Raw genomic sequence first — 24,548 nt, 5'->3', positions numbered from 1 at the left:
TACTTATCAACCTCCCGTGGTTAATAAGTACTCACGGCGGAAGCGGCTGGACTCCGGGCAGAGGGCGGCGACCGGGGCGACGTCGGCCGCGTAGTCGACGTCGCGGAGCGTCGGCAGCGACAGCACCTCGACGCCGGCGGCGAGGAGGGCCTCCCGGGTGAGGCGTCCGGTGTCCGGACTCGACGTGGGAACCGGGCGTATCGCCTCCGCCGCGACCGCGTCGTGCGCTCCGAGGATCCACCACCCGCCGTCCTCCGCGAGTCCGAGGACGCATCTGCCCTTCCGCTCGGTGAGCAGGTCCGCCGATTCCGCGAGCAGTCCCGCCGTCACCTGCGGTGTGTCCATGCCGATCTGGAGTACCGGCAGGCCGAACGCGTCGAACGTGTCGGCGTGGGCGTTCACCAATCGCTCCGCGAAATCCTCACCCCGCTGCGGCAGAACCGTGAAACGGTCGAGCGCTGCCGCGATGTCGGTGCCCCGGACCGCCCGGCCGAGGTCGCCGGTCATCGCCACCACCCGCCGCGCGACGCGGGCACCCGTGACGGCGTCCAGGGTGTCCAGCAACGAGGCGGCGGCGAGGTCGGCGGCCCGGGCGTCGCCGACGTCCCGCGCGAGCCGGGTCTTCGCGAACCCGGGCACCGGCGCCTTCGCGACCACGAGTACTGCGACGTCGAGGATCACCCGATCACCTTCCAGAAGTCGTGGACGGCGAGGACGGTGCCCTTCAGCGAACCCGACACCTTCGACGTTCCCGCGGTGCGCGGGCGGTACGTGATGTCACGTTCTACGACCCGCCAGTGGGCGCGGCCGGCGAGCACGAGGAGCTGCAGCGGATAGCCCGACCTGCGGTCGTCGACGCCCAAGTCGAGGAGGTCCTGTCTGCGCACGGCTCGCATCGCCCCGAGGTCGTGGATCGGCAGGCCGTACCGGCGCCGGAGTCGTGCGGCGAGGACGGCGTTGCCGATCCTGCTGTGCAGCGGCCACGTGCCGCGTCGATCGGCCCGACGCCGTCCCACGGCGAGGTCGGCTCCCGAGTCCAGCGCGGCGACCAGTCGCGGGAGTTCACCCGGGTCCATCGAGCCGTCGCCGTCCAGCACGCAGACCACCGGTGTCTGCGCCGCCAGCACCCCGGCGTGCACGGCCGAACCGTATCCCGGGACGTGCTCCCGCACCACCGACGCACCGTGCGCGCCGGCTACTGCGGCGGTGTCGTCGGTGGAGTTGTTGTCCACCACCACCGTCCGGTAGTCGCGGGGCACCGCGGTCAGCACTCCGGGCAGGGATCCGGCCTCGTTCATGCACGGGATCACGACGGTGACGTCCCGTGCACGGATCGGTGAGCGCTCAGACACGGGGAGGTCCCGCCGGCGCCGCGTCCCTCAGGGGGGCGTGCGCGAACGCCGCGATCCCCTCGGCGGGCATGATCTGCGCCCGGAACCCCAGCCGCTCCCGGGCCAGCCGGGGGTCGGCAACGATGTGCCGCACGTCTTCCGGACGGTATTCGCCGGTGACGACGGGATCGGGGCCACCGTACGAACGCGCGAGCGTCGCGGCCACCTCGCCGATCGTGATCGGTTGTCCCGAGCACACATTGAACGCCGAGAATCCCGGCAGCGCCGCCTCGACCGCGGCCACGTTCGCCGCCGCGACGTCGTGGACGTGCACGAAATCCCGCGTCTGCCTGCCGTCCTCGAACACGTGCGGTGGGTCGCCGTTCTCGAGGGCTGAACGGAACATCGCGGCCACGCCGGAGTACGGGGTGTTGCGCGGCATGCGATCGCCGTACACGTTGTGATAGCGCAGAGCGGTCACGGAACCGCCGGTGGCCAGTGCCCAGGCGAGCGCATAGTTCTCCTGCGCGACCTTTCCTGCGGCGTAGAGACTCCGCGGCCGCAGTGGCGAGTTCTCCTCCACGAGGGCCCACTCCAGGGGCTTCCCCGTATCGGGATCCGTCTCGTCGAAGATTCCCGCTGCCAGGTCCTCGGTCCGGCGGGCGGCCGGTTCCACGAACTCGCCCCGCCCGTTGCGGTACCGGCCTTCTCCGTAGACGACCATCGACGACGCGAGTATCAGCTTCTCGCAACCCGACTCGTGCATCGCGGCGAGCAGCGTCGCGGTGCCGACGTCGTTGTGGCTGGCGTAGGCCGGGGCATCGCTCACATCCACACCGGCACCGACGACGGCGGCCTGATGGCATACGACGTCCACACCCCGCAGCAGTTCGATCAGAGCGGGAAGGTCGCGGACGTCGGCGCGTCGCACACCGTCCGGCGGCTCGACGTCGGCACCGTGCGCGGACGGGAGCAGTGCATCCACGGCCACGACGTCGTGGCCGGCTCCGGTCAGCGCGGTGCGGACGTGGCTGCCGATGAATCCGGCTGCACCCGTGAGTAGTACGCGTGTTCCGGTCATGGCAGCTCGATCGGCAGCGTCACACCCTCGTGGACGCGGCAGGCTTCGCAGGCGCCCTCGGGCGCGGCGGCGATCGCGGACCGCACCAGCGTCTTCAGCGACCCGAGATTGCGCTGGAACTCGGCGAAGACGTCCACGGCGCGAACACCGTCGCCGGCCTCGATCCCCGCATCCAGGTCGGTGACCAAAGCGATGGTGGCGTAGCACATCTCGAGTTCCCGGGCGAGGACCGCCTCGGGGTGGCCCGTCATGTTGACGAGGGTCCAGCCCTGCCGGGCGAACCACAGGCTCTCCGCCCTGGTCGAGAAGCGCGGTCCCTCGACCACCACCAGCACACCGCCCTCCACTGCGCCCGGCCGGGCGGCGGCCTTGCGCAGGTCCGAGCAGTACGGGTCGGCGAACTGGACGTGCACACCGCCTCCGTCGAAGTAGGTCTGCGTGCGGCCGCTGGTGCGATCGACCAACTGGTCGGGCACGACCATCGAGCCCGGTCCGAGGTCGGGGGTGAGGCTGCCGGCGGCGCAGGGTGCGAACACCTGCCGCACGCCCAGCGTGCGCAGCGCCCACAGGTTCGCGCGGTACGGGATGGTGTGCGGCGCGAATTCGTGCCGGGCGCCGTGGCGGGGGAGGAACGCCACCCGCCTGCCCTCCACGTCGCCGACCGTGATCGGGGCGCTGGGGCTGCCGTACGGAGTGTCGATCGTGACTTCCGCGGCGTCCTCGTCGAAGAACGAGTAGAAGCCGCTCCCGCCGATCACGGCGACGTCCGCGCGGGCCGGTTCGCGTGCACTCATTGCGGTCATGCAGTCAATCCTCCGTCGTTATGCTGGGCGCGAGTGCGACTTTCGCCGAAGGAGATGACGTCATCGGATCCCCGCAGCGCGCCGAGGAGCGGAATTTTCCGTACCGCGACGTCATGGGCGCCGCGCTCGCCCTGATCCTGGTGGTGGTCGCGTTCGTCGTCCCGCGCCTGGGAAACGAGACGATCACGCCGATCGTCCACCGCACCGCGGAGAGCGTGCGGGACTTCGCGGACGCCGCGCCGCTGTTCGGGTTCCGCGACGTGCACTTCGGGTGGGGGACGCCGGTCGCCGTCGCCGTCGCGGCGGCGGTCGTGATGTGGGGGCCGGACCTGGCGCAGACGCTGGCGTGGCGTCGCCTCACGGTGGGAGTGTGGCTCGTCTCCGCCCTGTGGGCGATGGCGCTCGCGCTGGTCGACGGCTGGCAGCGCGGCTTTGCCGGGCGCCTGACCTCCACCGACGAGTATCTCCACGAGGTCCCTCGTGTCACGGACATCCCCGCGACGCTGCGCGGTTTCGCGGGCCGGATCCTGGACCTGCAGCCCGATTCGTGGACCACCCACGTGTCCGGGCATCCGCCCGGTGCGCTCCTGACGTTCGTCTGGCTCGACCGGATCGGACTCGACGGCGGTGCCTGGGCGTCCGCGCTGTGCGTCGCGGTCGGATCCAGCGCCGGGGCCGCGGTGATCGTCGCCATCCGTGCGCTCGGCGACGAGGCCATGGCCCGCCGCGCGGCCCCGTTCCTCGTCCTCGCACCCGCCGCGATCTGGGTGGCGGTGTCGGCGGACGCACTGTTCGCCGGTGTGGTGGCGTGGGGGATCGCCCTGCTGGCCCTGTCGGCGACTCGGGCCGTCCCGGTCCCCGCCCTCGTCGCGGTGGCGGCGGGCGTGCTGCTCGGATTCGGTGTCTACCTCAGCTACGGGCTCACACTGATGGCGATTCCGGCGGTCGCCGTCCTGGTGATCGCGCGCACGGCCCGTCCACTGGTCGGCGCGTTGGTCGGTGCGCTCGCGGTGGCGGCCGTGTTCACGCTGTACGGATTCTGGTGGTTCGACGGCTACCAACTGGTGCAGGAACGGTATTACCAGGGCATCGCGTCGGATCGTCCGTTCGCCTACTGGGGCTGGGCCAACTTCGCGTCGCTCGTCTGCGCGGTGGGGTTGGCGGTGCCCGCCGCCCTGCCCCGGGCGTTCGCCTGGTCGCGGGTGCGGGCGCTGTCGCCGGTTCCGCTCCTCGTACTCTCCGCGCTGCTGGCGGTGGTGATCGCCGACCTGAGCGCGTTGAGCAAGGCGGAGACCGAGCGGATCTGGTTGCCCTTCGAAGTGTGGCTTCTCGCCGCCCCCGCACTCCTGCCGCGCGGAAACCATCGGTTCTGGCTCGCGGTGCAGGCCGCCGGTGCGCTGGCCGTCAACCATCTGCTGTTCACGAACTGGTGACGGCCGGCGCATCCGAGGTGCCGTTCGGGGGCAGACGGTCACTTGGTCGCGATCGTGATGGTGGCGATTCCGACCAGCAGCCCCGGCTTCACGGCGTCGGTCTTGAACGTCTCGTTCAGCAGTCCGGCCGCGTCCTCCGAGATCTTGACCTCGGTACCCTGCAGGATGGCGGTGTCGTTCGGTCCTGTCTGCAGAGGCTTCAACGTGCGGCCGTCGAGATCGAACAACACCGCATCGGCCGCCGCGGGCGCACCGTTGACGCTCACGTCCCCGGTGAGCAGCGACGTGCCCGGGTCGATCGCGAAATCGGTGAGTTCGACGACGGTGCCGGGTGCCGCCAGCGACAATCCACTGCCGTCGTGCATGATCTCGCCCTGCACGTAGGGATCGACCGTCCCCGGCTCCCAGTACTTCACGTTGCCGCCGGTGATCGGAAAGCTGACCGATCCGTCGGCGAGGGCCGCCGTACCCACCACTCCGGGGGTGAGGCCGAGCGTCGTCAGGGCTCCGGTGAAGCCGGAATCCAGTGCGACGGCGGTACTCACCCCGGTCAGGTTGTCGACCTGGGCGACGGGTGCGGGTTGAGTGGCTGCTGCTGCGCTGACATTCGACGACGCATTCGAATCGTTGCTCGAGCACGCCGCGAGCGGGGTCAGGGCCAGGGTGCCGATGGCCGCTGCTACGAGTGCTTTTCGATAGTTCGACATGATGATCAAACAACCTTTCCGGAGGAAGGGGTGGTGGGTGGATGTTCACTAGGTATTCGGTGCGACCTCGCCGGCGGATGGGAGCTCTTACGCCCATTCCATCCGCACGAAGTACCGATTGGCGTGCTGCAGAACATCGATCACGCTCAGTCCGGCAGCGCGTGCGACCCCGGACATCGCGGCGACACCCACACTCGCCCAGGCGAACCACTCGCCGGCGAGATGCTCCGTCTCCCAGCGCAGTAGTTCGTGACGAACCCCTGTCGTGGTCGGCGGATCCACCTCGGCGATCACAATTCCGTGTGGTTGCAACAGTTCTCGTGCGCGGCGCAGTATCCGCACCGGCTCTCCGCCGATACCGATGTTGCCGTCGGCGAGCAGCACCCGGTCCCAGTGCCCGGACCGCGGAAGCGGCGCGAAGATGTCCCGGTGCAGCGCGAGTCCGCCTCGGCGGATCGTGAGTTGCACTGCCGTGAACGACGAATCGACGCCCAGCGCCGCGACGCCGGCCGACACGAGTGCCGCGGTGAGGCGGCCCGGTCCGCATCCGAGGTCCACGGTGGCGCCGTGACAGCCGGTGAGCATCACCCGGTCCGCGATCCGATCGGAGAGGGAGGATGCGTCCCCGCCCATCCACCGGCCCACCGGCAGGGGGCGACGCGTTCCCCGTGCGTCGCGCACCCAGCACGGGAGTCCCGCCGACGCGCGCCGCATCAGGAGGTCCGTGGACACGTCGGTCCTCCTCATGAGCCGCTCACCGTGCCACCATCCGTGCGGGACAGCGCAAGTCGGGTGGCGTACGCGACGGCGGACACCGCGAAGAACGTTGCGGTGAGTAGCAGCCAGCGGTCGAGGAAGGGTTCCTGCGTCAGCCCCGTCGCAGCGAGATACGCGTCGGCGCCCTGCTCGATGATTCCCGGCAGGAACAGCAGCAGTGTCAGCCCGGACGCGAGCGTCGGCACGCGAATGTAGTTGAGCGCCGAAACCGATTGCGGTCGTGGCGGTCTCCTGCCCCGCATCGCGTTCAGCCCGGACGTCAGGGACCGGTCCGCGAGCGCGTACAGCGGGAACAGCACGAGGTCGTGGGCGATCACCGCGCCGAGGAACCACACGGCGATCGACTTCCACCACACGTCCTGATTCCACAGATTCTGCGGACCCACCACCGCCACCGCATATCCGGCGAGGGCGAACGTGAACAGCACCGCCAGCAGATGCAGCGGGTCGGCGCCGTAGAAGCGGGCGAATCGGCGCATCTCACGCCTCCCGGAATTCGATGGCCTGCACCCATTTGGTGTTGTGTACGCCGGGCAGGGCGGGAACGATGATCCGGGCGGGGTAGCCGTGGTCGAGGGACAGGTCCGCGCCGTTGACCTCGAGGGCGAGCAGGGCGTCGGCGTCGCGCACCTGATCGGCCGTCAGCACCGCCTGGTTGAACGCCCCGGACCGTTCCAGCGACGTCACCTTCGCCGACGCGAACGCGGTCACCCCGGCGGCGTCCGCGAGGTCACGAAGTCGCACACCTGTCCACGTCTCGGTGGTGGACCATCCCTCGACGCACGCGATCGGCAGCGACGCCGTGTGTGACGGCATCGCGCGCAGCTGACTTCGGCTCAGCTGCACGGGTTCCGCGCCACCCGTCACCGAGAGCCTCCAGGTGTCGCCGATCAGCTCCGGGGTGATGTGCGCGGCCGTGGCGGTGCGATTGATCTGAAAGTCGTTGGGACCGTCACCGTACGAGCGGCCGCGGGGGAGGAGCAGCGCGGCGCTGCGCAGGAATCCGCCGGTGGTCTGCCCGACCGACAGGACGGCGACCAGGGCGGCGCCGCCACCGACCAGGGCGAGGGCGCCGCGGCGGCTGATCGTGGGCGGGGTGGGGTCTTCGGCCACGAGGCCGTTCTCGTCCGGCGGTTCGGGGCGCGTGTCAGCGCGGGACGTGCGCAGCATCTCCCGGAACGACCGGGAACGTAGCGACCTCACCATCAACGGCACCTTCAGGATCGTGTGCGTCACGAACCCGGCGATGAAGACCCACGCGCCCCAGTAGTGCGCCGTGTAGAAGTCGAAGCCGAAGATGTAGTCGTACTGGATGTTCAGGACCCCGGTGATGATCTCGAACAGCGCACCGCCGACCAGGGCGATCAGCGACAGACGTTCGAGCGCCTGCGCCGGCGACCGCACCGGCGGAAACACGAACAGCTTGGGGATCACCGACCACAGCTTGGCGAGCACGATCGGCACCAGGATCAGTCCGAGCCCGACGTGCAGCCCCTGCGTGAGCCGGTACAACCACGACGGCCGGGTGGGCCACGCGAAGTACGGAAGGTGCAGCCACCCGACTTCGCCGGGACGGGCCTGCCCGAACTGCGGACCGTACGCGATGTACGAGAGCAGTCCCGTGACGATGACGACCGGAAGCCCGATCAGCAGAACGAGGCCGAATACCGAGGTCAGCCACGGTCCGCGCAATGGACTGCGTAATCGTGGGCCGCGAGAGTTGTCGATCATGGTGTATCAATCCCTCCGGCTCGATCATCTCGAGCCTCAGAGGTAATTCGGTGCCGCCGCCGTGCAGGACTGCTTCGCCCGTGAGTACTTGTTAACCGCGGGAGGTTAATAAGTACTCACGGGTGGGCGCCGTGGCGGATTTCGTCGCGGGGCTGGTCGTACCGGACCATCTCGTATCCGATCATCGCGAGCAGGACCGCGGTGAGCACGCCGAGCGTGGCGAGGGCCGGGATGTGCCAGACGGCGGGGAGCAGCGCGATCAGCACGACCGCCGTCACGACGCGCGGCACGGTGACCGACCTCGTCGCGTACGCCTTGAACGCGACCAGCGCGAGGAGGTACAGCGCCGCGCCGCCGAACAGTGCGATCACCGGCCAGCCGTACAGCGGGTCGGTGAGCCGGTGATGGTTGCCGTCGCCGACGTACGACAGGATCTTCTTCAGGCCGAGCGACAGCATCACGATCCCGATCACCATCGGCAGGTGCAGGAAGCTGTAACAGTTCCGGGCGATCCTGATCTGACGCGCACCGCTCGCCTCCTCGAAGGCGTGCTCGACGGCCAGTGACGTGACGTCGAAGTACGACCACCACAGCAGCCCCGACACGGCGAGTCCCAGCAACGAGGCGACGATGATCGCCCAGGAGATCGGCAGACTCGCGACGCCGATGCCGATCGACACGATCGACTCGCCGAGCGCGACGATGATGATGAGGCCGTGCCGTTCGGCGAAGTGGCTCACCGACCGCAACCGCCAGTCGGTGCCGCCGATCAGTGTGCCGATGTAGTCGCCGGCGAGGGCGAGGATCCACATCACGGTCTGTGCCGTGCCGGTGAGCTGCGACGCGATGAGCAGGAACACGGTGCCGGTGATCATGCTCGGTGCGAAGCGCAGCACCTGACCGCGCAGCTGGGGGTCGGTGCGGCTGATCACCCAGAACATCACCAAATGCAGGAGGCGGACGACGAAGTACCCGAGGGCGAAGATGACGGGGCCGTCGAGTCCGCCGGCCAGGTCGTCGAACGCCTCGGGGATCGTCAGCGCGGTGATGAACATGGCGCCCATCGCGCCGAACATCACCACCCGCACGATGCCCTCGTCGGCGCGCACGAGGTTGCAGAGCCAGGCGTACCCCACCCAGCTCCACCACAGGACGGCCATCACCAGTGCGCCGCGCAGCAGGTTCACCCCGGTGGGGTCCTCGGCCATCAGATCGGTGACGCGGGTGAGAGCGAACACGAAGACGAGGTCGAAGAACAGCTCGAGCGGCGACACCGACGCTCGCTCTTCGACGAGACGGGGACGCAAACGATGAGCAAAAGTCACGGGGAGAATGCTGCCACCGGACAGCGACGCGGGAAAGTCCTGGGGCCGCGCAAGTAGAGGGACCGGTCGCCCGGCCGGCGCGGGTCGGCCGTGATCCGAGGACCTTTCGCCGGAACGCGGGTGAAGGAGCGAGGGATCCCGGAAAGCCCATGAGACGGTCTCGAACGGGATTATGCTCGGACGATGGCCGGAATTCTCGTGGGAAGGCCGGGGCCAGTGTGACCGAGCCCCGATTCGGGGTGGTTTCCGCGGATCTACGCAGCAGGCACGAAGAGAGGTTTTTCCGGTGAACGAAATCGACCCGGAGGATAGCGGACCCATCGATTATCTCGTGGTGGAGTTCCCTGCCGACCGACGACCGGACGGATCAGCGTTGGCGATCCTCCGCGAACTCGTCGAGCAGGGCACTGTGCGAGTGCTCGACCTGGTCTTCCTTCGCAAGGAAACGGACGGCTCCGTCGTGGCGATCGACGTCGTCGACGTCGGACTCGTGGGCGATATAGATGTGTCGCTCTTCGCCGAGGCCTCGACCGGCCTGCTCGACCTGACGGACATCGCCGACGCCGGATCCGTGCTCGAGCCAGGTGCTTCGGCTGCGGTACTGGTCTACGAGAACACTTGGGCCGCACCGCTCGCAACCGCCCTGCGTCGCACCGGAGCGCAACTCGTGGCGTCGGGCCGCATCCCTGTACAGGGCATCCTGGCGTCACTCGACGCTCTCGAAGCCAGAAACTGAAACCGAGGACAACACCATGCCTGGACTTCTCCGCGGGATCGCCCGCACCGCCGTCATCGCCGGAACCGCGACGTCCGTGTCGAATCGAGTGTCTCGACGTCAGGGCCAGCGGTGGGCGGCGAAAGAGCAACCGCAGCAGCAGCCGCAAGCACCGCAGAACGAGGCCCCGGCCTACTCCCAGGCACCCCCGCCGCAGGCCGCCCCCACTCCCTCCGCGGGTGGAGGGAGCGTCGACCGGATCGCCGCGCTGAAGGATCTCGGAGAACTCAGAGCGCAAGGTGTGCTCACCGAGGAAGAATTCAGCGCCGAGAAGGCGAAGATCCTGGCCACGTAGGACCACCCGTGAGTACTTGTCAACCGCGGGCGGTTAACAAGTACTCACGGGCGGCGGAGCCGCATTACTTGACGCCACCGGCGGTCAGGCCGGACACGATGCGGCGCTGCAACAGCAGCACGATGATGACGAGCGGAATGGTCACGACCGTTCCCGCTGCCATCACCGACGTGAACGGCTCCTCGTGCGGCTTGCTTCCCGCGAACTGAGCGATGGCGACGGTGGCCGGCTGCGTCACGTCGTTGGACAGCTGACTGGAGATCAGGTACTCGTTCCACGACGCGATGAACGCGAGGATCGCGGTGGTGAACAGTCCCGGTGCGGCCAAGGGCAGCAACACCATTCGGAACGCCTGCCGCCTGCTGGCCCCGTCGATCCGGGCCGCCTCCTCGAGTTCCCACGGCAACTCCTTGAAGAACGCCGTGAGGGTGTAAATGGTGAGGGGCAGCACGAACGAGATGTTCGGGATGATCAATGCCTGGTACGTGCCGAACCAGCCCATCGACGTGAACAGCTGGAACAGGGGCGTCAGGACGGCGACACCCGGGAACATCGACGCCGCCAGGATGAGTCCGAGGACGACGTGCTTTCCCCGGAACTGCAGTCGCGCCAGTGCGTACGCGGTGCCGATGCCGACGATCAGGCCGATCGCGGTGGTGACGGCGCCGATGATCGTGCTGTTGACGAGCGCCCTGGCGAAGTGGTTGCCCGCCTCCGTCGAGAACACGCTCGCGAAATTCTCCAGCGTGACGTGCGTGGGCCACGGGGTGGTGTCGAACGTGTAGTCGGAGTGGCGGAAGGCGGTGACCACCATCCAGTAGACGGGGGCCAGACCCCAGACGACGATCACCGCCAGGCCGAGGTAGGTGCGGATGGATGCGAGCGACGGTCCCCGGCGCCGGCGTACCACCGCGGGCCGGGACATCCCCGGTGTGACGACTGCTGTGGACATGGATCAGGCCTTTCGCTGCTGCTCTTGGGTGTCGATCACGTTGACGCCCATCACCTTCACCAGTACGTAGGCGACGGCGAAGATGAACAGGAACGTGATCGTGGAGAGGGCGGACGCGCTGTTGAAACCCTGGCGCATCTGGTCGATCACCAGGATCGACAGGGTGGTGGTGGCCGTGCCGTCGCCGCCACCGCCGCCGGTGAGGATCGCCGGGAGGTCGTAGATCCGCAGGACGTCGAGCACCCGGAAGAGGACCGCCACCAGAATGGCCGGCTTGATGAGCGGCAACGTGATCGACCGGAACCGCTGCCACACATTGGCGCCGTCCATCCGCGCCGCCTCGTACACCTCGGCGGGCACCATCTGCAGTCCGGCGAGGATCAGCAACGCCACGAACGGTGTCGTCTTCCATGCGTCGGCGATCACGACGGCGAACCGGGCAGGCCACGTGTCACCGGTCCACAGGATCTCCGTGCCGAGCAACTTGTTGGCGATGCCGTCGTACGCGAAGACGAAGTACCACAGCTTCGCGGTGACGGCGGTCGGGATGGCCCACGCCACGAGGATGCTGGTGCGCAGCAGTGCTCGACCGCGGAAGGCCCGGTTCATGATGGTGGCGAACCACAGTCCCAGCGCCACCTCGATGGCGACCGTGACGACGGTGAAGAACACGGTGACCCACACCGACTGCCAGAACAGCGATCCCAGCGTGCCGCCCGGGCAGGACACGGATGCTCCGGTCGTGTCGGTGCACCGCTGGAACAGCCAGTGCGTGTAGTTCGACAGTCCCGCGAAACCCTGGTCGACGAACTTGCCGGTGGCGGGATCGATCGTCGGGTCCTTGAACAGCGACATCACCATGGCGCTGACCACCGGGTACAGAACGACGATGCCCAGCAGGATCATGGTCGGCAGGATCAGGAACATCGCCGCCTTGCTGCGTCCCTTCGGCGGTCGCGCGGAATCCGGTTCGCCGGACCTCGTGCCGTCCCCGTGTGGGGGAGCGGGCGTCTTCTCGAGTGAGAGTTCGTGAACGGTCATCGGCTGTCTCCTCTAGGACCCGGCCGCGGCGATCGCGGACTGGATGTCGGCGGCGGCCTGGTCCACCGTCTTCTCGCCTTTGATCGCGGCGTAGGCGTTGTTCTGCACGGCCCGGGTGACCGCGGGATAGAACGGGGTGACCGGCCGGGTCACGGCGTTCTCGATGGACGTCTTCAACGTGGGGAGGTATGGGTACTGCTCGACCAGTTCCGGGTCGTCGTAGACGTCGGCGCGGACGGGGGCGAGCGATCCCTGCGAGAGGAAGAACGCCTGCGACTTCTTCTCCAGGAAGAACTTCAGGAAGTCCGAGGCGGTGGCCTTGTGCTCGGAGTACACGTTGACCGCGGCGCTGTGCCCGCCGAGAGTCGAGTGACCGGGTCCGCTCTTCCCCGGCAGCGGCGCCACCCCGAACTTGCCCGACACCGCGGAACTGCCCTGTCCGTCCATGAGGCTGTACGCATACGGCCAGTTGCGCATGAACAGCAGCTCGCCGCTCTGGAATGCCTGCCGTGCCTGTTCTTCCTGGAATGTGACGGACTCGCGGGGGATCGCACCCGAACGGTAGGCGTCGACGAGCGATTGCAGCCCCGCCTTGGCTTCCGGGGTGTTCATCGTCGGGGTCACGCCGTCCGGGCCGAGGATCGACCCACCCGCCGTGTTGATGGCCTCGGACGCGTTGACGGTCAGCCCCTCGTACTTGGCGTACTGTCCGGCGTAGCAGCCGATTCCGGCGTGCTGCGCCGTCCCGCACGCGCCGATGAGCTCGTCCCAGGTGGCGGGCGGATGATCCATCAGGTCGGTGCGGTAGTAGAGCAGGGCGCCGTCACTGGTCTGCGGCGCCGCGTAGAGGACGTCACCGTACGTGGCGCCCGCGACCGTCGCCGGAAGCAGTCCGGACGTGTCGATCGCCATCGGGCCCTCGAGCGGTTGCAGCCATCCGCGGGCCGCGAATTCGGCCGTCCACACGACGTCGACGACGGCGACATCGTATCCGGAGTCCCGGGACTGGAAGTGCTGCACCAGGTCCTCGTGCTGCTGGTCGGCCTGGTCGGACTGCTCCTTGAACGTCACCTCTTCACCGGGGTGGGTGGCGTTCCATTCGTCGATCAGAGGCCGGATGACGTTCGAGTTGTCCTTGCCCTGCACGTAGGTGATGGGCCCGCGGCCGTCGAGGTTCTCCTTCTCCGCCTGCGCGGCGGCGTCGATGCCCTGATCGGCGCAGGATGTCGCCGCGAACAGGACGCCGACGGCCACCGCGCAGGCGGCGACGCGCTTCATCGTGATTCACCCGCGCCCGGTTCCGACAGCCACACGGCAGCGTCGGACGGGAGAACTCCGCCGGTGATGCCGGCGACCGAACCGAGCACGACGGTCAGTCCTTCGGGAAGTGCGACCGGTTCGGGGCCGGTGTTCACCCAGCACTGCACCGCGCCGCGTGCGAACGCGAGCACGCCCGGGGGAGTGTCGAGCCACTCGACTGCGTGCGGGGTGTCGAAGAAGTCGCGTCGCAGTTCCAGCGCCTCGCGGTACAGCGTGAGGAACGACTCGGGGTGGCCGGCCTGCGCTTCCGCGGTGTGCGGGGCCCAGTGCCCGGGCTGCGGGAGCCAGGTGTCCTCCTCCGCGTCGAACGGGGAGAAGCCGTACGGCACTTCGTCGTTCGACCACGGAATCGGAACCCGGCAGCCGTCACGACCGCAGTCGGCGCCGGCGGTCTGGAACCATGTCGGATCCTGGCGGACGTCGTCGGGCAGGTCCTCGACCTCTTCCAGTCCGAGTTCCTCGCCCTGGTAGATGTACGCGGTGCCGGGCAACGCCAACTGCAGCAGCGCGGCGGCACGCGCGCGACGACGGCCGAGTTCGTGATCGGGTTCCTCGAGTGCCCAGCGGGCGCGCTCCCAGTCGGTTTCGACGAGATGGTCGGGCTGTGAGCGGGAGTAGCGGGTGACGGTGCGCGGCACGTCGTGATTGGACAGCACCCACGTTGCGGGAGCGCCGACGGTGGCTGCCTGCTCGAGCGCGTCGTCGATCACGGCGCGAATGCTGGCGGAACGCCAAGGGGCGCGCAGGAAGTCGAACTGAAACGCCGTGTGGAGTTCGTCGGGGCGCAGGTAGCGGGCCAGGCGATCGTTGCCGGGCACCCACGCCTCGGCGACGAAGACGCGGTCGGCGTAGGCGTTGGCGACGGCCCGCCAGCCCCGGTACACCTCGTGGACGGCGTCCTGGTCCCACGCGGGATGCGGGTCGGTGTGCTGCGAACCGGGAAGGCGCTCACCGGCGTCGGGCAGTGCGGGATCCTTGGCCAGGCCGTGGGCGACGTCGATGCGGAAGCCGTCGACGCCCTTGTCGAACCAGAAGCGCAGGATGTCCTCGAACTCCGCGCGGACCTCGGGGTGCTCCCAGTTGAGGTCGGGCTGGCCTTGAGCGAACAGGCGCAGGTACCACTCACCGGTGTCCAGGCGGCTCCACGCGGGACCACCGAATGCGCTCTGCCAGTCGTTGGGCGGCTGGTCACCGGCCGGGCCGCGACCCGGCCGGAAGATGTACCGGTCGCGGGCGCCCGGCTCGTCGCGCAGGGCGGCCTCGAACCAGCGATGGGCACTGGACGTGTGGTTGGGCACGATGTCGAGAATCACGCGAATGCCCAGCTCATGGGCCTCGGCGATGAACGCCTCACCCTCCGCGAGAGTGCCGTACGACGGCTCGATGTCACGGAAGTCGGCCACGTCGTAGCCGGCGTCCTCCATCGGCGACGGGTACCAGGGATTGATCCACACCGCGTCGACACCGAGGTCGGCGAGGTAGGGCAGCTTGGATCGCAAGCCGGTGAGGTCGCCGACGCCGTCGCCGTTCCCGTCGGCGAAGCTGCGGATGTAGACCTGGTAGACGACGGCTGTCTTCCACCAGGCTTCTGGGTGCCGGCTCGCGACGGTGGTTGCGGTCGACTCCACGGACTGGGTCATCGAATCTCCTCGGTGGGGGATGGGATGGGGGAATGTGATGCGTAAACGTTTGCGTAGATAGCGTGAGGCACGTCACAGGTAGCTGTCAACTCGAGCAGGATGATTTCTTTTGCGCACTACAGCGCCATGGATTCCGTGAGGTATTTGCGCAAATATTTGCGTTGTTCGCTTACTGTGGGGACGTGATCCCCAAGCAGTCCGTCAACATGGCCGACGTCGCGCGCCGCACCGGAGTCTCGATCGCCACCGTCTCGCGTGCGTTGCGCGGTGAGCGGGGTGTCTCCGAAGCGACGCGACTGCGAATCCAGAGGGCCGCGGACGAGTTGGCGTACGTCATCTCACCCGAGGCGTCGAAGCTGTCGGGGGGCGCGACCGGGCGGGTAGCTGTCGTGGTGCCGTGGATCGACGCCTGGTTCTATTCGCGGATTCTCGCCGGCATCGAACACGAACTCCGCGCCGCGGATCTGGACGTGCTGCTGTACTGCCTCGAGGAGTCGTCCCAGCGCGAATCGTTCTTCGAACGGCTTCCCTTGCGCCGCAAGGTCGATGCCGTCATCGCCGTGGCGTTTCCTCTGACCGGGCCGGAGCGGGCGCGGCTCGAGGAGATGGATGTGACCGTGGTCGTCATCGGCGCGCACGCCGGCGAGTTCCCGTCCGTCCGGATCGACGACGAACTGGCCGCGCGCCAGGCTGTCGGGCACCTGATCAGGATCGGCCACACCCGGATCGGCATGATCCGCACCGTGGACCCGGAAGGCCAGTACTGGGAGGGCGACATCGCCCGGGTGGCAGGATTCCATGCCGCCCTCGCCGACGCCGGACTCGACGACGACTGCACCGTCACCGTTCCCTGGGGAATCGAGGGCGGCGAGCGCGGCATGGAACTGCTGCTCAGCCGTGCCGAGGTACCCACCGCGGTGTTCTGTCATTCCGACGAGGTCGCCGTCGGAGCATTGCGCACGCTGCGACGTGCGGGGATTCCCGTTCCGGCGGGGATGTCGGTGATCGGGATCGACGATCACCCGACGGCCGAGCTGGCCGACCTGACCACGGTCCGGCAGCCGGTCGGAGAGCAGGGGGCGGCGGCCGGCCGGGCGGTCGTGGAACTGCTCAGCGGCCGGGAACCGGCCGAACGGGCGGTCGTGCTCCCGACTCACCTGGTGGTCAGGGGCTCGACCGCCCGTCCTCCGGAACTCTGACGTCAGCGCACCAGACGTACGCCCGCCGCGTCGGTGGCGAAGAGGTGCGCGTGGGCCTCGTCGACGCGGACGTGCACGACCTGGCCTTTCTCGGGCGGGTTGCGCCAGTCGACCCGCGCGACCAGGTTCTCGGTCCGCCCGCTCACGGTGGTGCGGCCGAACACGAACGCCTCGGAGCCGAGTTCCTCGACGACGTCGATCTCGAGCTTCAGGCCGCCGGAGTCGGCGATCTCGACGTGCTCGGGCCGGATCCCGAAGATCACCTCACGCCCGCCTGCCGCGGTCAGGACGTCGCGGGGGACGGGGACCAGCTGGTCGCCGATCTGCACCCCGCCGTCGGTGACGGGCACGGTGAACAGGTTCATCGACGGTGACCCCATGAATCCGGCGACGAAGACGTTCGCGGGCCGGCGGTAGAGCTCGCGCGGGGACGCACACTGCTGCAGCACCCCGCCCTTGAGGACGGCGACCCGGTCGCCCATCGTCATGGCCTCGACCTGGTCGTGGGTGACGTAGACGGTGGTGGTGCCGAGGCGGCGCTGCAACTGGGCGATCTGGGTGCGGGTCTGCACCCGCAGCTTCGCGTCGAGGTTCGACAGCGGTTCGTCCATCAGGAACACCTGGGGTTGCCGGACGATGGCGCGGCCCATCGCCACCCGCTGCCGCTGGCCGCCGGAGAGGGCCTTCGGTTTGCGGTCCAGGTAGTCGCCGAGGTCGAGCATGTCGGCGGCCTCCCCGACGCGCTTGCGGATCTCGGTCTTGTCGGTTCCGGCGAGTTTGAGGGCGAAGCCCATGTTCTCGGCGACGGTCATGTGCGGGTAGAGCGCGTAGTTCTGGAAGACCATCGCGATGTCGCGGTCCTTGGGTTCGGCGTGCGTGACGTCGCGGCCGCCGATCAGGATCTGGCCGCCGTCGACGTCCTCGAGTCCGGCGAGCATCCGCAGCGACGTGGATTTTCCGCAGCCGGACGGGCCGACGAGGACGAGGAATTCGCCGTCCTCGATGTGCAGGTCGAGTTGATCGACCGCCGGGACGTCCGAGCCGGGAAAGAGCCTGGTCGCGCGGTCATAGGTGATTGTTGCCATGAGAAATGAATCCCTCCACCGGCAGGAACGTGCCGGACGATCCGAGTGTCAGGGGCGCGCCGGCTTGTGCCGACGGGTGAGAACTATGGCTTAGATCACAGTGCTTGTCCACTTGGGGATCCGCCCTCGACGGCGCTCCGGACGAACGGGACGCCCGTTGCGTCAGATCGAACGAGCGTCCCCTCCGTCCAGCGGTGGGTGGCCTCGACGGATTGGATAGTGAACGATTGAACACTCCCGTATCGCGCAAGCAGCATCGAAGTGCGCAACAAATGCAGGCAATACCGGGGAATGTTCGATGTGACTCTTGCCACAGTTAACGATTGTTGATTTACTCCTCTCAGTCGACGGCGGCAGAGTTCGCGCGCCCCGGCAGTTCTGCCACAACTCGGTGGCGCAATGGAGGAGGTTCGATGAGCGTCGACGAACTGGGTCAGGCAATCGGCACGAGGACAGGCAGGAGGGTGTCGTCGCGACAGGCGTGGATCGTCGTCGCCCTCCTGTGCGGATTCTTGATCGTCAACTACGCGGACAAGATCGTCGTCGGACTGGCCGGCGCCGACCTCATGCGTGACATGGACATCGACGCGCAGCAGTTCGGGATCATTCAGAGCAGCTTCTTCTGGTGCTTCGCGGCCGGGTCGATCCTCGGCAGCTTTCTCATCGGCCGGGTGAAGGCGAAGTACCTGCTGGCCGGGACCGCGGTGCTGTGGGTGCTCAGCCTCCTGCCGATGGTGTGGAGTGAGAGCTACGAGGTGCTCATCGCGTCCCGGATGATGCTCGGATTCGCGGAAGGCCCGGCGACTGCGATGGCGGTCGCGGTGGCACACACATGGTTCAGCGCGGATCGCCGCACGATCCCCACTTCGGTCATCGTCGCCGGTGCCGGACTCGGTCCGGTGATCGCGGCCCCGGTGCTGACCATGGTCATCGTCAATCAGTCGTGGCACGCGGCCTTCGCGGTGCTGGTGGTTGCCGGACTCGTGTGGGTGCCGCTGTGGCTGCAGTTCGGGCGTGAAGGCGGGGTCCTCGACGCGCGCACCGTCGACGAGGCAGTCGGCGAGGCACGTATGTCCTGGTCGAGCATCCTTCGGAACCGCACCGTGCTGGGTGTGGCGGTCCTGATGTTCGCGACGTACTGCAGCAGTGCCATCAAGATCAGCTGGCTGCCGCTGTACCTGCACAACGGACTCGGCTACGACAAGGAAACCGCCGGGACGCTGGTCGCTCTACCCTATGCGGCGACCGCGATCCTGGTTGTTGCTGCGGGCGTCGCGTCGCGGATGATGACCAAGCGGGGTGTCGCCAACCGGATGTCGCGCGGCGTGCTGCCCTCGCTGATGCTGGCGAGTGCGGGCGTGAGCACCGTCGGATTCGCCCTGCTCGACCGCGGGCTGCTCAACCTCGTCTTCATCATCTTCGGTGCCTCGCTGGCCGGCGCGGCGGCGGGTATCACCTTGACGGCGGTCTCCGACGTCGTCGCCGCCCGGCAGCGCGGCGCGGTGCTCGGTTTCATCGTCGCCGTCTACAGCAGCGCCGGTGTCATCTCGCCGCTCGTCCTCGGGAGCATCGTGACCTCGGCCGCGACTCCGGCCGCCGGCTATCGCGACGGGTTCCTGATCCTCGGCGGCGTCATGGTCGTCGGCGCGATCATCAGCATCCTGCTGATCAACCCTGACCGGGACTCGGCCACCAACTCCCGGTGACGCGGGCCAGGTCGGTCGGTTTCATCATTCATCCACCAGCGAGAAGAGATTCGTATGAAGACGAAGGGCGCGATCCTGCGCGGAGCCGGACGGGATTGGGAGATCGAGGAATTCGATCTCGGCGATCCGATTGCGGGGGAGGTGCAGGTACGTATCGCTGCGTCCGGGCTGTGCCATTCGGATCACCACTACCGGAGCGGCGACCGTACTCCGCCGTTCTTCCCGATGCTCGGCGGTCACGAGGGTTCCGGTGTGGTGACGAAGGTCGGGCCGGGCGTGACGACCGTGGAGGAGGGCGATCACGTCGTTCTCGCCTTCACGCCGGCGTGCGGTATCTGCGGGCCGTGTGCTCGGGGGATGCAACACCTGTGCGACAAGGGCGCGGCGATCGGGACCGGTCGCGCGATCGCGGACGGTTCCTTCCGGACGACGTCCGGCGGTAGCCCCGTGTACGCGATGGCATTGGTGGGCGCCTTCGCCCCCTACGTCACCGTCAACAGTGCGGCGGTGATCAAGATCGAGAAGGACATCCCTCTGAACCGGGCCGCGTTGCTGGGATGCGGAGTGTGCACGGGATGGGGTTCGGCGACGGAAGCCGGTGGTAGCCGCGTGGGCGACACGGTCGTGGTCGTCGGCTGCGGTGGCATCGGGATCAATGCCGTCCAGGGCGCCGCACATTCGGGTGCACGGTTCGTCATCGCCATCGACCCGGTCGAATTCAAGCGCGAACAGGCTCTCGCATTCGGAGCAACACACGCGTTCTCGTCGATGGCCGAGGCGGCCGACCGGATCCGCGACCTGACGTGGGGGCAGATGTCCCAGGTCACGGTGCTCACCGTCGGTGTCATGGACGGCGAGATGATCCAGCCGGCACTCGACCTGACGGCGAAGGGCGGCACGGTGGTCGTCACGGCCGTCGGCCCCACCGACGCCGGCAAGACGAGCATCGACCTGGGAATGCTGTCGATGCTCGAAAAGCGCATTCAGGGAACGATCTTCGGCGGCGCCAGTCCACGGACGCAGGTTCCGAAGCTGTTGAACCTGTACCGGAGCGGATCGCTGAAGCTGGACGAACTCGTGACCCGGACGTACCGCCTCGAGGACATCAATCAGGGCTACGACGACATGCTGTCCGGCAAGAACCTGCGCGGTGTCATCGAATTCTCGGACGCGGACTACTGAGCGTGAAGTCCGGCATTGACACTTTAAGGATCCGTCCTTAAAGTTGCGCTTGTGACTCGGACCACTAGTCGGGGTGGAAACCGGTTCCCCGCCGATGAACCACCCGCCTGGAGCCGTCCGACGCATCCCGAATTCGTTTCTCGCCACACCCTCGAAGGAGTAGATACATGCAGACCATGTACTCGAGCACGGCGCCGACGCTGTCGCCGTTCGGACCGTTGGTTGCCCATCCGCCCCACGACACGTCGGGGTACGAGCGGATCACCGTGAACCCGGTCGCCCCGACCATCGGCGCCGAGATCGGCGGCGTCCGGCTCGGCGGTGATCTCGACGAACAGACGATGGCGGAGATCGGGAAGGCCCTGCTCGACTGGAAGGTGCTGTTCTTCCGCGACCAGGACATCTCGCGGGCCGACCACCGCGGGTTCGCCTCGCGCTGGGGCGATCTCGAACAGCACCCATTCTTCAAATACGTGCAGCCGGGCCAGACCGACGTGGACGTCACGACGTTCGCCAAGGACATGGCGAACGTGGGTACCGAGAACAATTGGCACAACGACGTCACCTGGGACGCCCAGCCGTCGCTGGCCGCGGTGCTGCGTGCCGTCGAGGTTCCGCCGGTCGGTGGTGACACGCTGTGGGCAGACACCGGCGCGGCGTACGACACGTTGCCCGAGGATCTCCGCGACCGCATCGATCACCTCGTTGCCGAACACGACTGGATCCACACGTTCGGGAAGGGCATGCCGGAGGACGCCGTCGAGGCGTTGCGATCGCACCTGCCCGCCGTGCAGCATCCCGTCGTCCGGGTGATTCCCGAGACCGGTCGCCGTGTCCTGTTCGTGAACATCGCCTTCACCCAACACATTCTGGACGTCTCGCCCACCGAGTCGGACGAGCTTCTGGCGCGCCTGTACCGGCACATCTCGCGGCCCGAATTCCAGGTTCGGTTGCGGTGGCGTCCGAACACCATCGCCTTCTGGGACAACCGGACCTGCCAGCACTACGCGTCGAGCGACTACCACCCGGCGCGGCGCGTGATGGAACGCATCTCCATCGTCGGCGACCGCCCGGTCGGGGTGACCCGATGAGCGCGCCGAAGACTGCGGGAATCGACTGCGACTTTGTCGAATACACGGAACTCTTCATCGGAGGACGGTGGGTGACACCGGCCAGTTCCGACATCATCGAGGTGGTGAATCCGCACGACGGCGAACCGGTGGGGCGGGTGCCGCATGCGAGCCGCGCCGATGTCGACGCGGCGGTCGCTGCCGCCCGGGAGGCCTTCGATCATGGTGCGTGGCCGCGACTTCCCCTCGAGGAGCGGTTGTCGGTCCTGATGCGCCTGAGCGAAGGACTGAAAGCGCGGGTCCCCGACATGGCGCGGCTGATCACCCGGCAGAACGGCTCGCCGATCCGCTGGAGTCTGGCCGCGCAGGCGGCGGCACCGGCCGCCATGTATGCCGTTGCGGCGCAGATCGCCCGCAGCTTTCCGTTCGAGGAACGCCGCGAGGGTCTGAAGAATCCTGTGCTCGTGCGACGGGAACCCGTCGGCGTTGTTGCCGCCGTGGTTCCGTGGAACGTTCCCGAGTACGTCACCTCCCTGAAGCTGGGACCGGCACTGGCTGCGGGGTGCACCGTGGTGCTCAAGCCGTCACCGGAGACCCCGCTCGACGCCAATCTGCTGGCCGAGGTCGCGGAGGAGGCGGGACTGCCGGCCGGAGTGCTGAGCGTGCTGCCGGCGGGCCGCGAGGTCAGCGAGTACCTCGTGTCGCATCCCGGCATCGACAAGGTCTCGTTCACCGGTTCCGTGGCAGCCGGAAAGCGCGTGATGGAAGTGGCCGCAGGCAATCTCACGAGGGTGACCCTCGAACTCGGTGGAAAGTCTGCGGCGCTGATTCTTCCCGATGCCGATCTGGACGCAGCGGTCGCCGCGATCACCGCCGCCTCCTGGACTCTCAACAGTGGGCAGGCGTGTATCGCGCTCACCCGTGTCCTGGCTCCTCGCACTCGCTACGAGGAAGTGGCCGAGCGGCTGACGGCCGCGGTGTCGGCTCTCGTGGTCGGAGATCCGCTGGATCCGGCCACCCAGGTGGGGCCGATGGTGTCGCGCCGGCAGCAGGAGCGCAACCTCGACTACCTCCGCATCGGACTGGAGGAGGGCGCCACCCTGCTCGCCGGGGGCGGCGTTCCCGACGGCCTCGACGGCGGCTGCTACGTCCGGCCCACCCTGTTCGGCGACGTCGACAACTCCATGCGGATCGCGCGTGAGGAAATCTTCGGGCCGGTGGTGTGCCTGCTTCCCTACGAGACGGAGGACGACGCGGTCCGGATCGCCAACGACTCCGACTTCGGTCTCTCCGGCGCCGTGTTCACGGCCGATCAGGACCACGGCATCGACATCGCGCGACGGATCCGCACCGGCACGATCACAGTCAACGGTTTCGCCACCGAACCGACGGCTCCCTTCGGCGGATACAAGCACTCCGGCATCGGCCGGGAGATGGGCGCCGACGGCCTCACGTCGTTCCTGGAGTCCAAGACCATCGCCCTGCCCGGGCGGTAGTCCGCTCGTACTGCTCCCCACTCGGTTAGTTAACGAGCATTGACATGTGGCTAAATATTGTTAGTCTCGGTAACTAGACGCCATCGCGCGCATGTCGGCTCGCAAACGGCTGACTCAGGAGGCGCTCCGCGTAGTGCAGTGCGCACCGCCAGGTGAACGAACAAATACTTCACAGTCGTACCGCGGTGGTTTCCCGACGCTACGTCCCCACCGCATCCGAGAAAGGGATGAGCCAGTATGTACCTGACTCAGGGATTGCATCGGTCCGTCCAGCAGAACCCCGACGGGATTGCCGTGATCGGCGAATCCGGGGACGTCACCTTCCGCCAACTCGAGGGGCGGGTGGCGCGGATCGGTGGCGGACTCCGCGGACTCGGGGTCCGGTCCGGTGATCGCATCGGAATGCTCGCGACGAACTGCGCGCAGTATGTCGAGTTCACATTCGCCTGCCCGTGGATCGGCGCGGTCGCGTCGCCGGTCAACAACCGGTGGAGTCTCGACGAGATGGTCTTCCAGATCGAGGACGCCGGCATCTCGGTTCTCTTCGTGGACGCCCCGCGACTGGCGCAGGCGCTCGAACTCCGTGATCGCTGCCCCCTTCTGGAGACGGTGATCTGCTTCGACGGCACCGCACCGACGTCGGGAGTGGTCGACTACGAAAGGCTGATCGACTCGGGCGAGCCTGTGTCCGATGTCCGAGCCGACCCCGATTCGCTTGCGGTGCTGATGTATACGGGTGGAACGACCGGTCGGCCCAAGGGCGTCATGCTCAGTGCCCGTCAGATCCTCACGTCCGCGTTCGGTGCTCTCGCCAGTGTCGGATTTCCCAACGCTGCGGAACGGTGCCTGCACATCGCGCCGCTCTTTCACCTCGCGGCATTCGCCGGCATGATCCAGCAGTCGATGCTGGGTGCGACCCATGTCGTCATCGGTGATTTCACGGTCGAGGGTCTGGTCGAGACGATCGCAGCCAAGCAGATCACGATGACGACACTCGTCCCGACGATGGTCCCCTGGATGCTCGACTACGCCGAGCGGACCGGTGCGTCACTCGGCAGTCTCCGATACATCGGGTACGGCGCCGCTCCGATGCCCGAAGCCGTGCTGACCAGGTTGCTGGCGGCCCTCCCGCACGTCAAACTGCGCCAGGGGTACGGAATGACCGAGCTCGGTCCCGTCGCCACCATCCTGCGCGACGAGGACCACCACGACCGCGACCATCCCGAACGGCTCCGGTCCGTCGGCCGGGCCGCCGCACACGCGGAGGTCGTCGTGGTGAACAAGGACGGCGTGGAACAGCCGCGAGGGAAGGTGGGCGAGGTCGTCGTGCGGGGTGCCCATGTGATGATCGGCTACTGGAACAACCCGGTCGAAACGCAGAAGGCGCTGCAGGACGGGTGGATGCACACCGGCGACATGGGATACATGGACGAGCACGGGTACCTCTTCCTGGTCGACCGGCTCAAGGACATGATCGTCTCGGGTGGCGAGAACGTGTACAGCGCCGAGGTGGAGGCGGTGATCCACCGGCACGAGGCCATCGCGAGCTGCGCGGTCATCGGAGTCCCCGACAGGGTGTGGGGAGAGCGCGTGCACGCG

At 67.7% G+C, this 24,548-nt stretch carries 23 protein-coding genes; 9 read left to right on the top strand and 14 right to left on the bottom strand.

All coding sequences use genetic code 11. The features are described 5' to 3' along the window. Positions 1-6: 6 nt before the first annotated feature. Genes AZG88_RS29640 through AZG88_RS29625 form a run of 4 tightly spaced genes read right to left on the bottom strand, consistent with a single transcriptional unit; the run spans position 7 to position 3,215 of the window. Positions 7-681, bottom strand: a complete 675-nt coding sequence (locus AZG88_RS29640; protein ID WP_082833517.1) for a TIGR04282 family arsenosugar biosynthesis glycosyltransferase — start codon at positions 679-681, stop codon at positions 7-9. Next, entirely contained in the window at positions 678-1,352 is a 675-nt protein-coding gene (locus tag AZG88_RS29635) for a glycosyltransferase family 2 protein (protein WP_005248591.1), read from the bottom strand. The genes AZG88_RS29640 and AZG88_RS29635 overlap by 4 nt, the downstream gene beginning before the upstream one ends. Further along, complete coding sequence (locus AZG88_RS29630) at positions 1,345-2,412, bottom strand: NAD-dependent epimerase/dehydratase family protein (RefSeq protein WP_061699925.1); 1,068 nt, start codon at positions 2,410-2,412, stop codon at positions 1,345-1,347. The genes AZG88_RS29635 and AZG88_RS29630 overlap by 8 nt, the downstream gene beginning before the upstream one ends. After that, on the bottom strand, positions 2,409-3,215 hold the full coding sequence (locus AZG88_RS29625) for an S-methyl-5'-thioadenosine phosphorylase (protein WP_061040849.1): 807 nt from the start codon (positions 3,213-3,215) through the stop codon (positions 2,409-2,411). The genes AZG88_RS29630 and AZG88_RS29625 overlap by 4 nt, the downstream gene beginning before the upstream one ends. Before the next feature lie 20 nt (positions 3,216-3,235). Between AZG88_RS29625 and AZG88_RS29620 the strand changes: the two genes are divergently transcribed. Continuing rightward, positions 3,236-4,648 (top strand): hypothetical protein, encoded by a 1,413-nt coding sequence (locus AZG88_RS29620; RefSeq protein WP_061040850.1) that lies wholly within the window; start codon positions 3,236-3,238, stop codon positions 4,646-4,648. Between the two features lie 38 nt (positions 4,649-4,686). Here the strand turns inward: AZG88_RS29620 and AZG88_RS29615 are convergent, their stop codons facing one another. From AZG88_RS29615 to AZG88_RS29595, 5 genes are all read right to left on the bottom strand, one after another. Further along, positions 4,687-5,355: a hypothetical protein gene (locus AZG88_RS29615; RefSeq protein WP_025431706.1), complete on the bottom strand. Its 669-nt coding sequence runs from the start codon at positions 5,353-5,355 to the stop codon at positions 4,687-4,689. 87 nt (positions 5,356-5,442) lie between these two features. Further along, positions 5,443-6,102 (bottom strand): class I SAM-dependent methyltransferase, encoded by a 660-nt coding sequence (locus AZG88_RS29610; RefSeq protein WP_037181676.1) that lies wholly within the window; start codon positions 6,100-6,102, stop codon positions 5,443-5,445. Continuing rightward, a complete protein-coding gene (locus tag AZG88_RS29605) occupies positions 6,099-6,611 on the bottom strand; it encodes a hypothetical protein (RefSeq protein ID WP_061040851.1) in 513 nt (170 codons plus the stop codon). The genes AZG88_RS29610 and AZG88_RS29605 overlap by 4 nt, the downstream gene beginning before the upstream one ends. Before the next feature lies 1 nt (position 6,612). Continuing rightward, a complete protein-coding gene (locus AZG88_RS29600) occupies positions 6,613-7,863 on the bottom strand; it encodes a molybdopterin-dependent oxidoreductase (RefSeq protein ID WP_061699924.1) in 1,251 nt (416 codons plus the stop codon). 116 nt (positions 7,864-7,979) lie between these two features. After that, complete coding sequence (locus tag AZG88_RS29595) at positions 7,980-9,188, bottom strand: low temperature requirement protein A (protein WP_005248583.1); 1,209 nt, start codon at positions 9,186-9,188, stop codon at positions 7,980-7,982. 286 nt (positions 9,189-9,474) lie between these two features. Between AZG88_RS29595 and AZG88_RS29590 the strand changes: the two genes are divergently transcribed. Then, complete coding sequence (locus AZG88_RS29590; RefSeq protein ID WP_005248582.1) at positions 9,475-9,924, top strand: DUF6325 family protein; 450 nt, start codon at positions 9,475-9,477, stop codon at positions 9,922-9,924. A 16-nt stretch (positions 9,925-9,940) separates the two neighbouring features. Next, positions 9,941-10,258 (top strand): SHOCT domain-containing protein, encoded by a 318-nt coding sequence (locus tag AZG88_RS29585; RefSeq protein ID WP_061040853.1) that lies wholly within the window; start codon positions 9,941-9,943, stop codon positions 10,256-10,258. A 64-nt stretch (positions 10,259-10,322) separates the two neighbouring features. Here AZG88_RS29585 and AZG88_RS29580 read toward each other — a convergent pair whose 3' ends face one another. Genes AZG88_RS29580 through AZG88_RS29565 form a run of 4 tightly spaced genes read right to left on the bottom strand, consistent with a single transcriptional unit; the run spans position 10,323 to position 15,211 of the window. Next, the gene (locus AZG88_RS29580) at positions 10,323-11,210 is read right to left on the bottom strand and encodes a carbohydrate ABC transporter permease (protein WP_005248580.1); all 888 of its coding nucleotides are present in this window, start codon (positions 11,208-11,210) and stop codon (positions 10,323-10,325) included. Between the two features lie 3 nt (positions 11,211-11,213). Continuing rightward, entirely contained in the window at positions 11,214-12,251 is a 1,038-nt protein-coding gene (locus tag AZG88_RS29575) for a carbohydrate ABC transporter permease (protein ID WP_005248579.1), read from the bottom strand. Positions 12,252-12,263: 12 nt separating this feature from the next. Further along, a complete protein-coding gene (locus AZG88_RS29570; protein WP_005248578.1) occupies positions 12,264-13,529 on the bottom strand; it encodes an ABC transporter substrate-binding protein in 1,266 nt (421 codons plus the stop codon). Next, entirely contained in the window at positions 13,526-15,211 is a 1,686-nt protein-coding gene (locus AZG88_RS29565) for a glycoside hydrolase family 13 protein (protein WP_025431708.1), read from the bottom strand. The genes AZG88_RS29570 and AZG88_RS29565 overlap by 4 nt, the downstream gene beginning before the upstream one ends. A gap of 182 nt (positions 15,212-15,393) precedes the next feature. On the opposite strand from AZG88_RS29565, the gene AZG88_RS29560 reads away from it, so the two are divergent. After that, complete coding sequence (locus tag AZG88_RS29560; protein ID WP_005248575.1) at positions 15,394-16,410, top strand: LacI family DNA-binding transcriptional regulator; 1,017 nt, start codon at positions 15,394-15,396, stop codon at positions 16,408-16,410. 2 nt (positions 16,411-16,412) lie between these two features. Here the strand turns inward: AZG88_RS29560 and AZG88_RS29555 are convergent, their stop codons facing one another. Beyond that, on the bottom strand, positions 16,413-17,495 hold the full coding sequence (locus AZG88_RS29555; RefSeq protein WP_061699923.1) for an ABC transporter ATP-binding protein: 1,083 nt from the start codon (positions 17,493-17,495) through the stop codon (positions 16,413-16,415). A 413-nt stretch (positions 17,496-17,908) separates the two neighbouring features. Between AZG88_RS29555 and AZG88_RS29550 the strand changes: the two genes are divergently transcribed. The 5 genes from AZG88_RS29550 to AZG88_RS29530 form a co-directional block, all read left to right on the top strand. Further along, entirely contained in the window at positions 17,909-19,201 is a 1,293-nt protein-coding gene (locus AZG88_RS29550) for an MFS transporter (protein WP_061699922.1), read from the top strand. A 54-nt stretch (positions 19,202-19,255) separates the two neighbouring features. Next, on the top strand, positions 19,256-20,383 hold the full coding sequence (locus AZG88_RS29545; protein WP_005248572.1) for an NDMA-dependent alcohol dehydrogenase: 1,128 nt from the start codon (positions 19,256-19,258) through the stop codon (positions 20,381-20,383). A gap of 167 nt (positions 20,384-20,550) precedes the next feature. Further along, positions 20,551-21,474, top strand: a complete 924-nt coding sequence (locus AZG88_RS29540; RefSeq protein WP_061699921.1) for a TauD/TfdA dioxygenase family protein — start codon at positions 20,551-20,553, stop codon at positions 21,472-21,474. Beyond that, a complete protein-coding gene (locus AZG88_RS29535) occupies positions 21,471-22,949 on the top strand; it encodes an aldehyde dehydrogenase (RefSeq protein ID WP_061699920.1) in 1,479 nt (492 codons plus the stop codon). Before AZG88_RS29540 ends, AZG88_RS29535 begins: the two co-directional genes overlap by 4 nt. Positions 22,950-23,186: 237 nt before the next feature. After that, positions 23,187-24,548: AMP-binding protein (locus AZG88_RS29530; protein WP_061699919.1), on the top strand; the 1,362-nt coding region annotated here is incomplete at its 3' end.

Origin of the sequence: Rhodococcus sp. LB1, assembly GCF_001583455.1 — a bacterium.
GTDB classification, from domain to species: domain Bacteria; phylum Actinomycetota; class Actinomycetes; order Mycobacteriales; family Mycobacteriaceae; genus Rhodococcus_F; species Rhodococcus_F opacus.
This window is presented reverse-complemented; position numbering and strand designations above follow the sequence as displayed.

Coding starts and splice junctions, on each gene's coding strand:
- AZG88_RS29630 (WP_061699925.1), bottom strand. CDS start 2,412: ATGACCGGAACACGCGTACTACTCACGGGTGCAGCCGGATTCATCGGC.
- AZG88_RS29625 (WP_061040849.1), bottom strand. CDS start 3,215: ATGACCGCAATGAGTGCACGCGAACCGGCCCGCGCGGACGTCGCCGTG.
- AZG88_RS29620 (WP_061040850.1), top strand. CDS start 3,236: ATGCTGGGCGCGAGTGCGACTTTCGCCGAAGGAGATGACGTCATCGGA.
- AZG88_RS29615 (WP_025431706.1), bottom strand. CDS start 5,355: ATGTCGAACTATCGAAAAGCACTCGTAGCAGCGGCCATCGGCACCCTG.
- AZG88_RS29610 (WP_037181676.1), bottom strand. CDS start 6,102: ATGAGGAGGACCGACGTGTCCACGGACCTCCTGATGCGGCGCGCGTCG.
- AZG88_RS29605 (WP_061040851.1), bottom strand. CDS start 6,611: ATGCGCCGATTCGCCCGCTTCTACGGCGCCGACCCGCTGCATCTGCTG.
- AZG88_RS29600 (WP_061699924.1), bottom strand. CDS start 7,863: ATGATCGACAACTCTCGCGGCCCACGATTACGCAGTCCATTGCGCGGA.
- AZG88_RS29585 (WP_061040853.1), top strand. CDS start 9,941: ATGCCTGGACTTCTCCGCGGGATCGCCCGCACCGCCGTCATCGCCGGA.
- AZG88_RS29580 (WP_005248580.1), bottom strand. CDS start 11,210: ATGTCCACAGCAGTCGTCACACCGGGGATGTCCCGGCCCGCGGTGGTA.
- AZG88_RS29575 (WP_005248579.1), bottom strand. CDS start 12,251: ATGACCGTTCACGAACTCTCACTCGAGAAGACGCCCGCTCCCCCACAC.
- AZG88_RS29570 (WP_005248578.1), bottom strand. CDS start 13,529: ATGAAGCGCGTCGCCGCCTGCGCGGTGGCCGTCGGCGTCCTGTTCGCG.
- AZG88_RS29565 (WP_025431708.1), bottom strand. CDS start 15,211: ATGACCCAGTCCGTGGAGTCGACCGCAACCACCGTCGCGAGCCGGCAC.
- AZG88_RS29555 (WP_061699923.1), bottom strand. CDS start 17,495: ATGGCAACAATCACCTATGACCGCGCGACCAGGCTCTTTCCCGGCTCG.
- AZG88_RS29550 (WP_061699922.1), top strand. CDS start 17,909: ATGAGCGTCGACGAACTGGGTCAGGCAATCGGCACGAGGACAGGCAGG.
- AZG88_RS29545 (WP_005248572.1), top strand. CDS start 19,256: ATGAAGACGAAGGGCGCGATCCTGCGCGGAGCCGGACGGGATTGGGAG.
- AZG88_RS29540 (WP_061699921.1), top strand. CDS start 20,551: ATGCAGACCATGTACTCGAGCACGGCGCCGACGCTGTCGCCGTTCGGA.
- AZG88_RS29535 (WP_061699920.1), top strand. CDS start 21,471: ATGAGCGCGCCGAAGACTGCGGGAATCGACTGCGACTTTGTCGAATAC.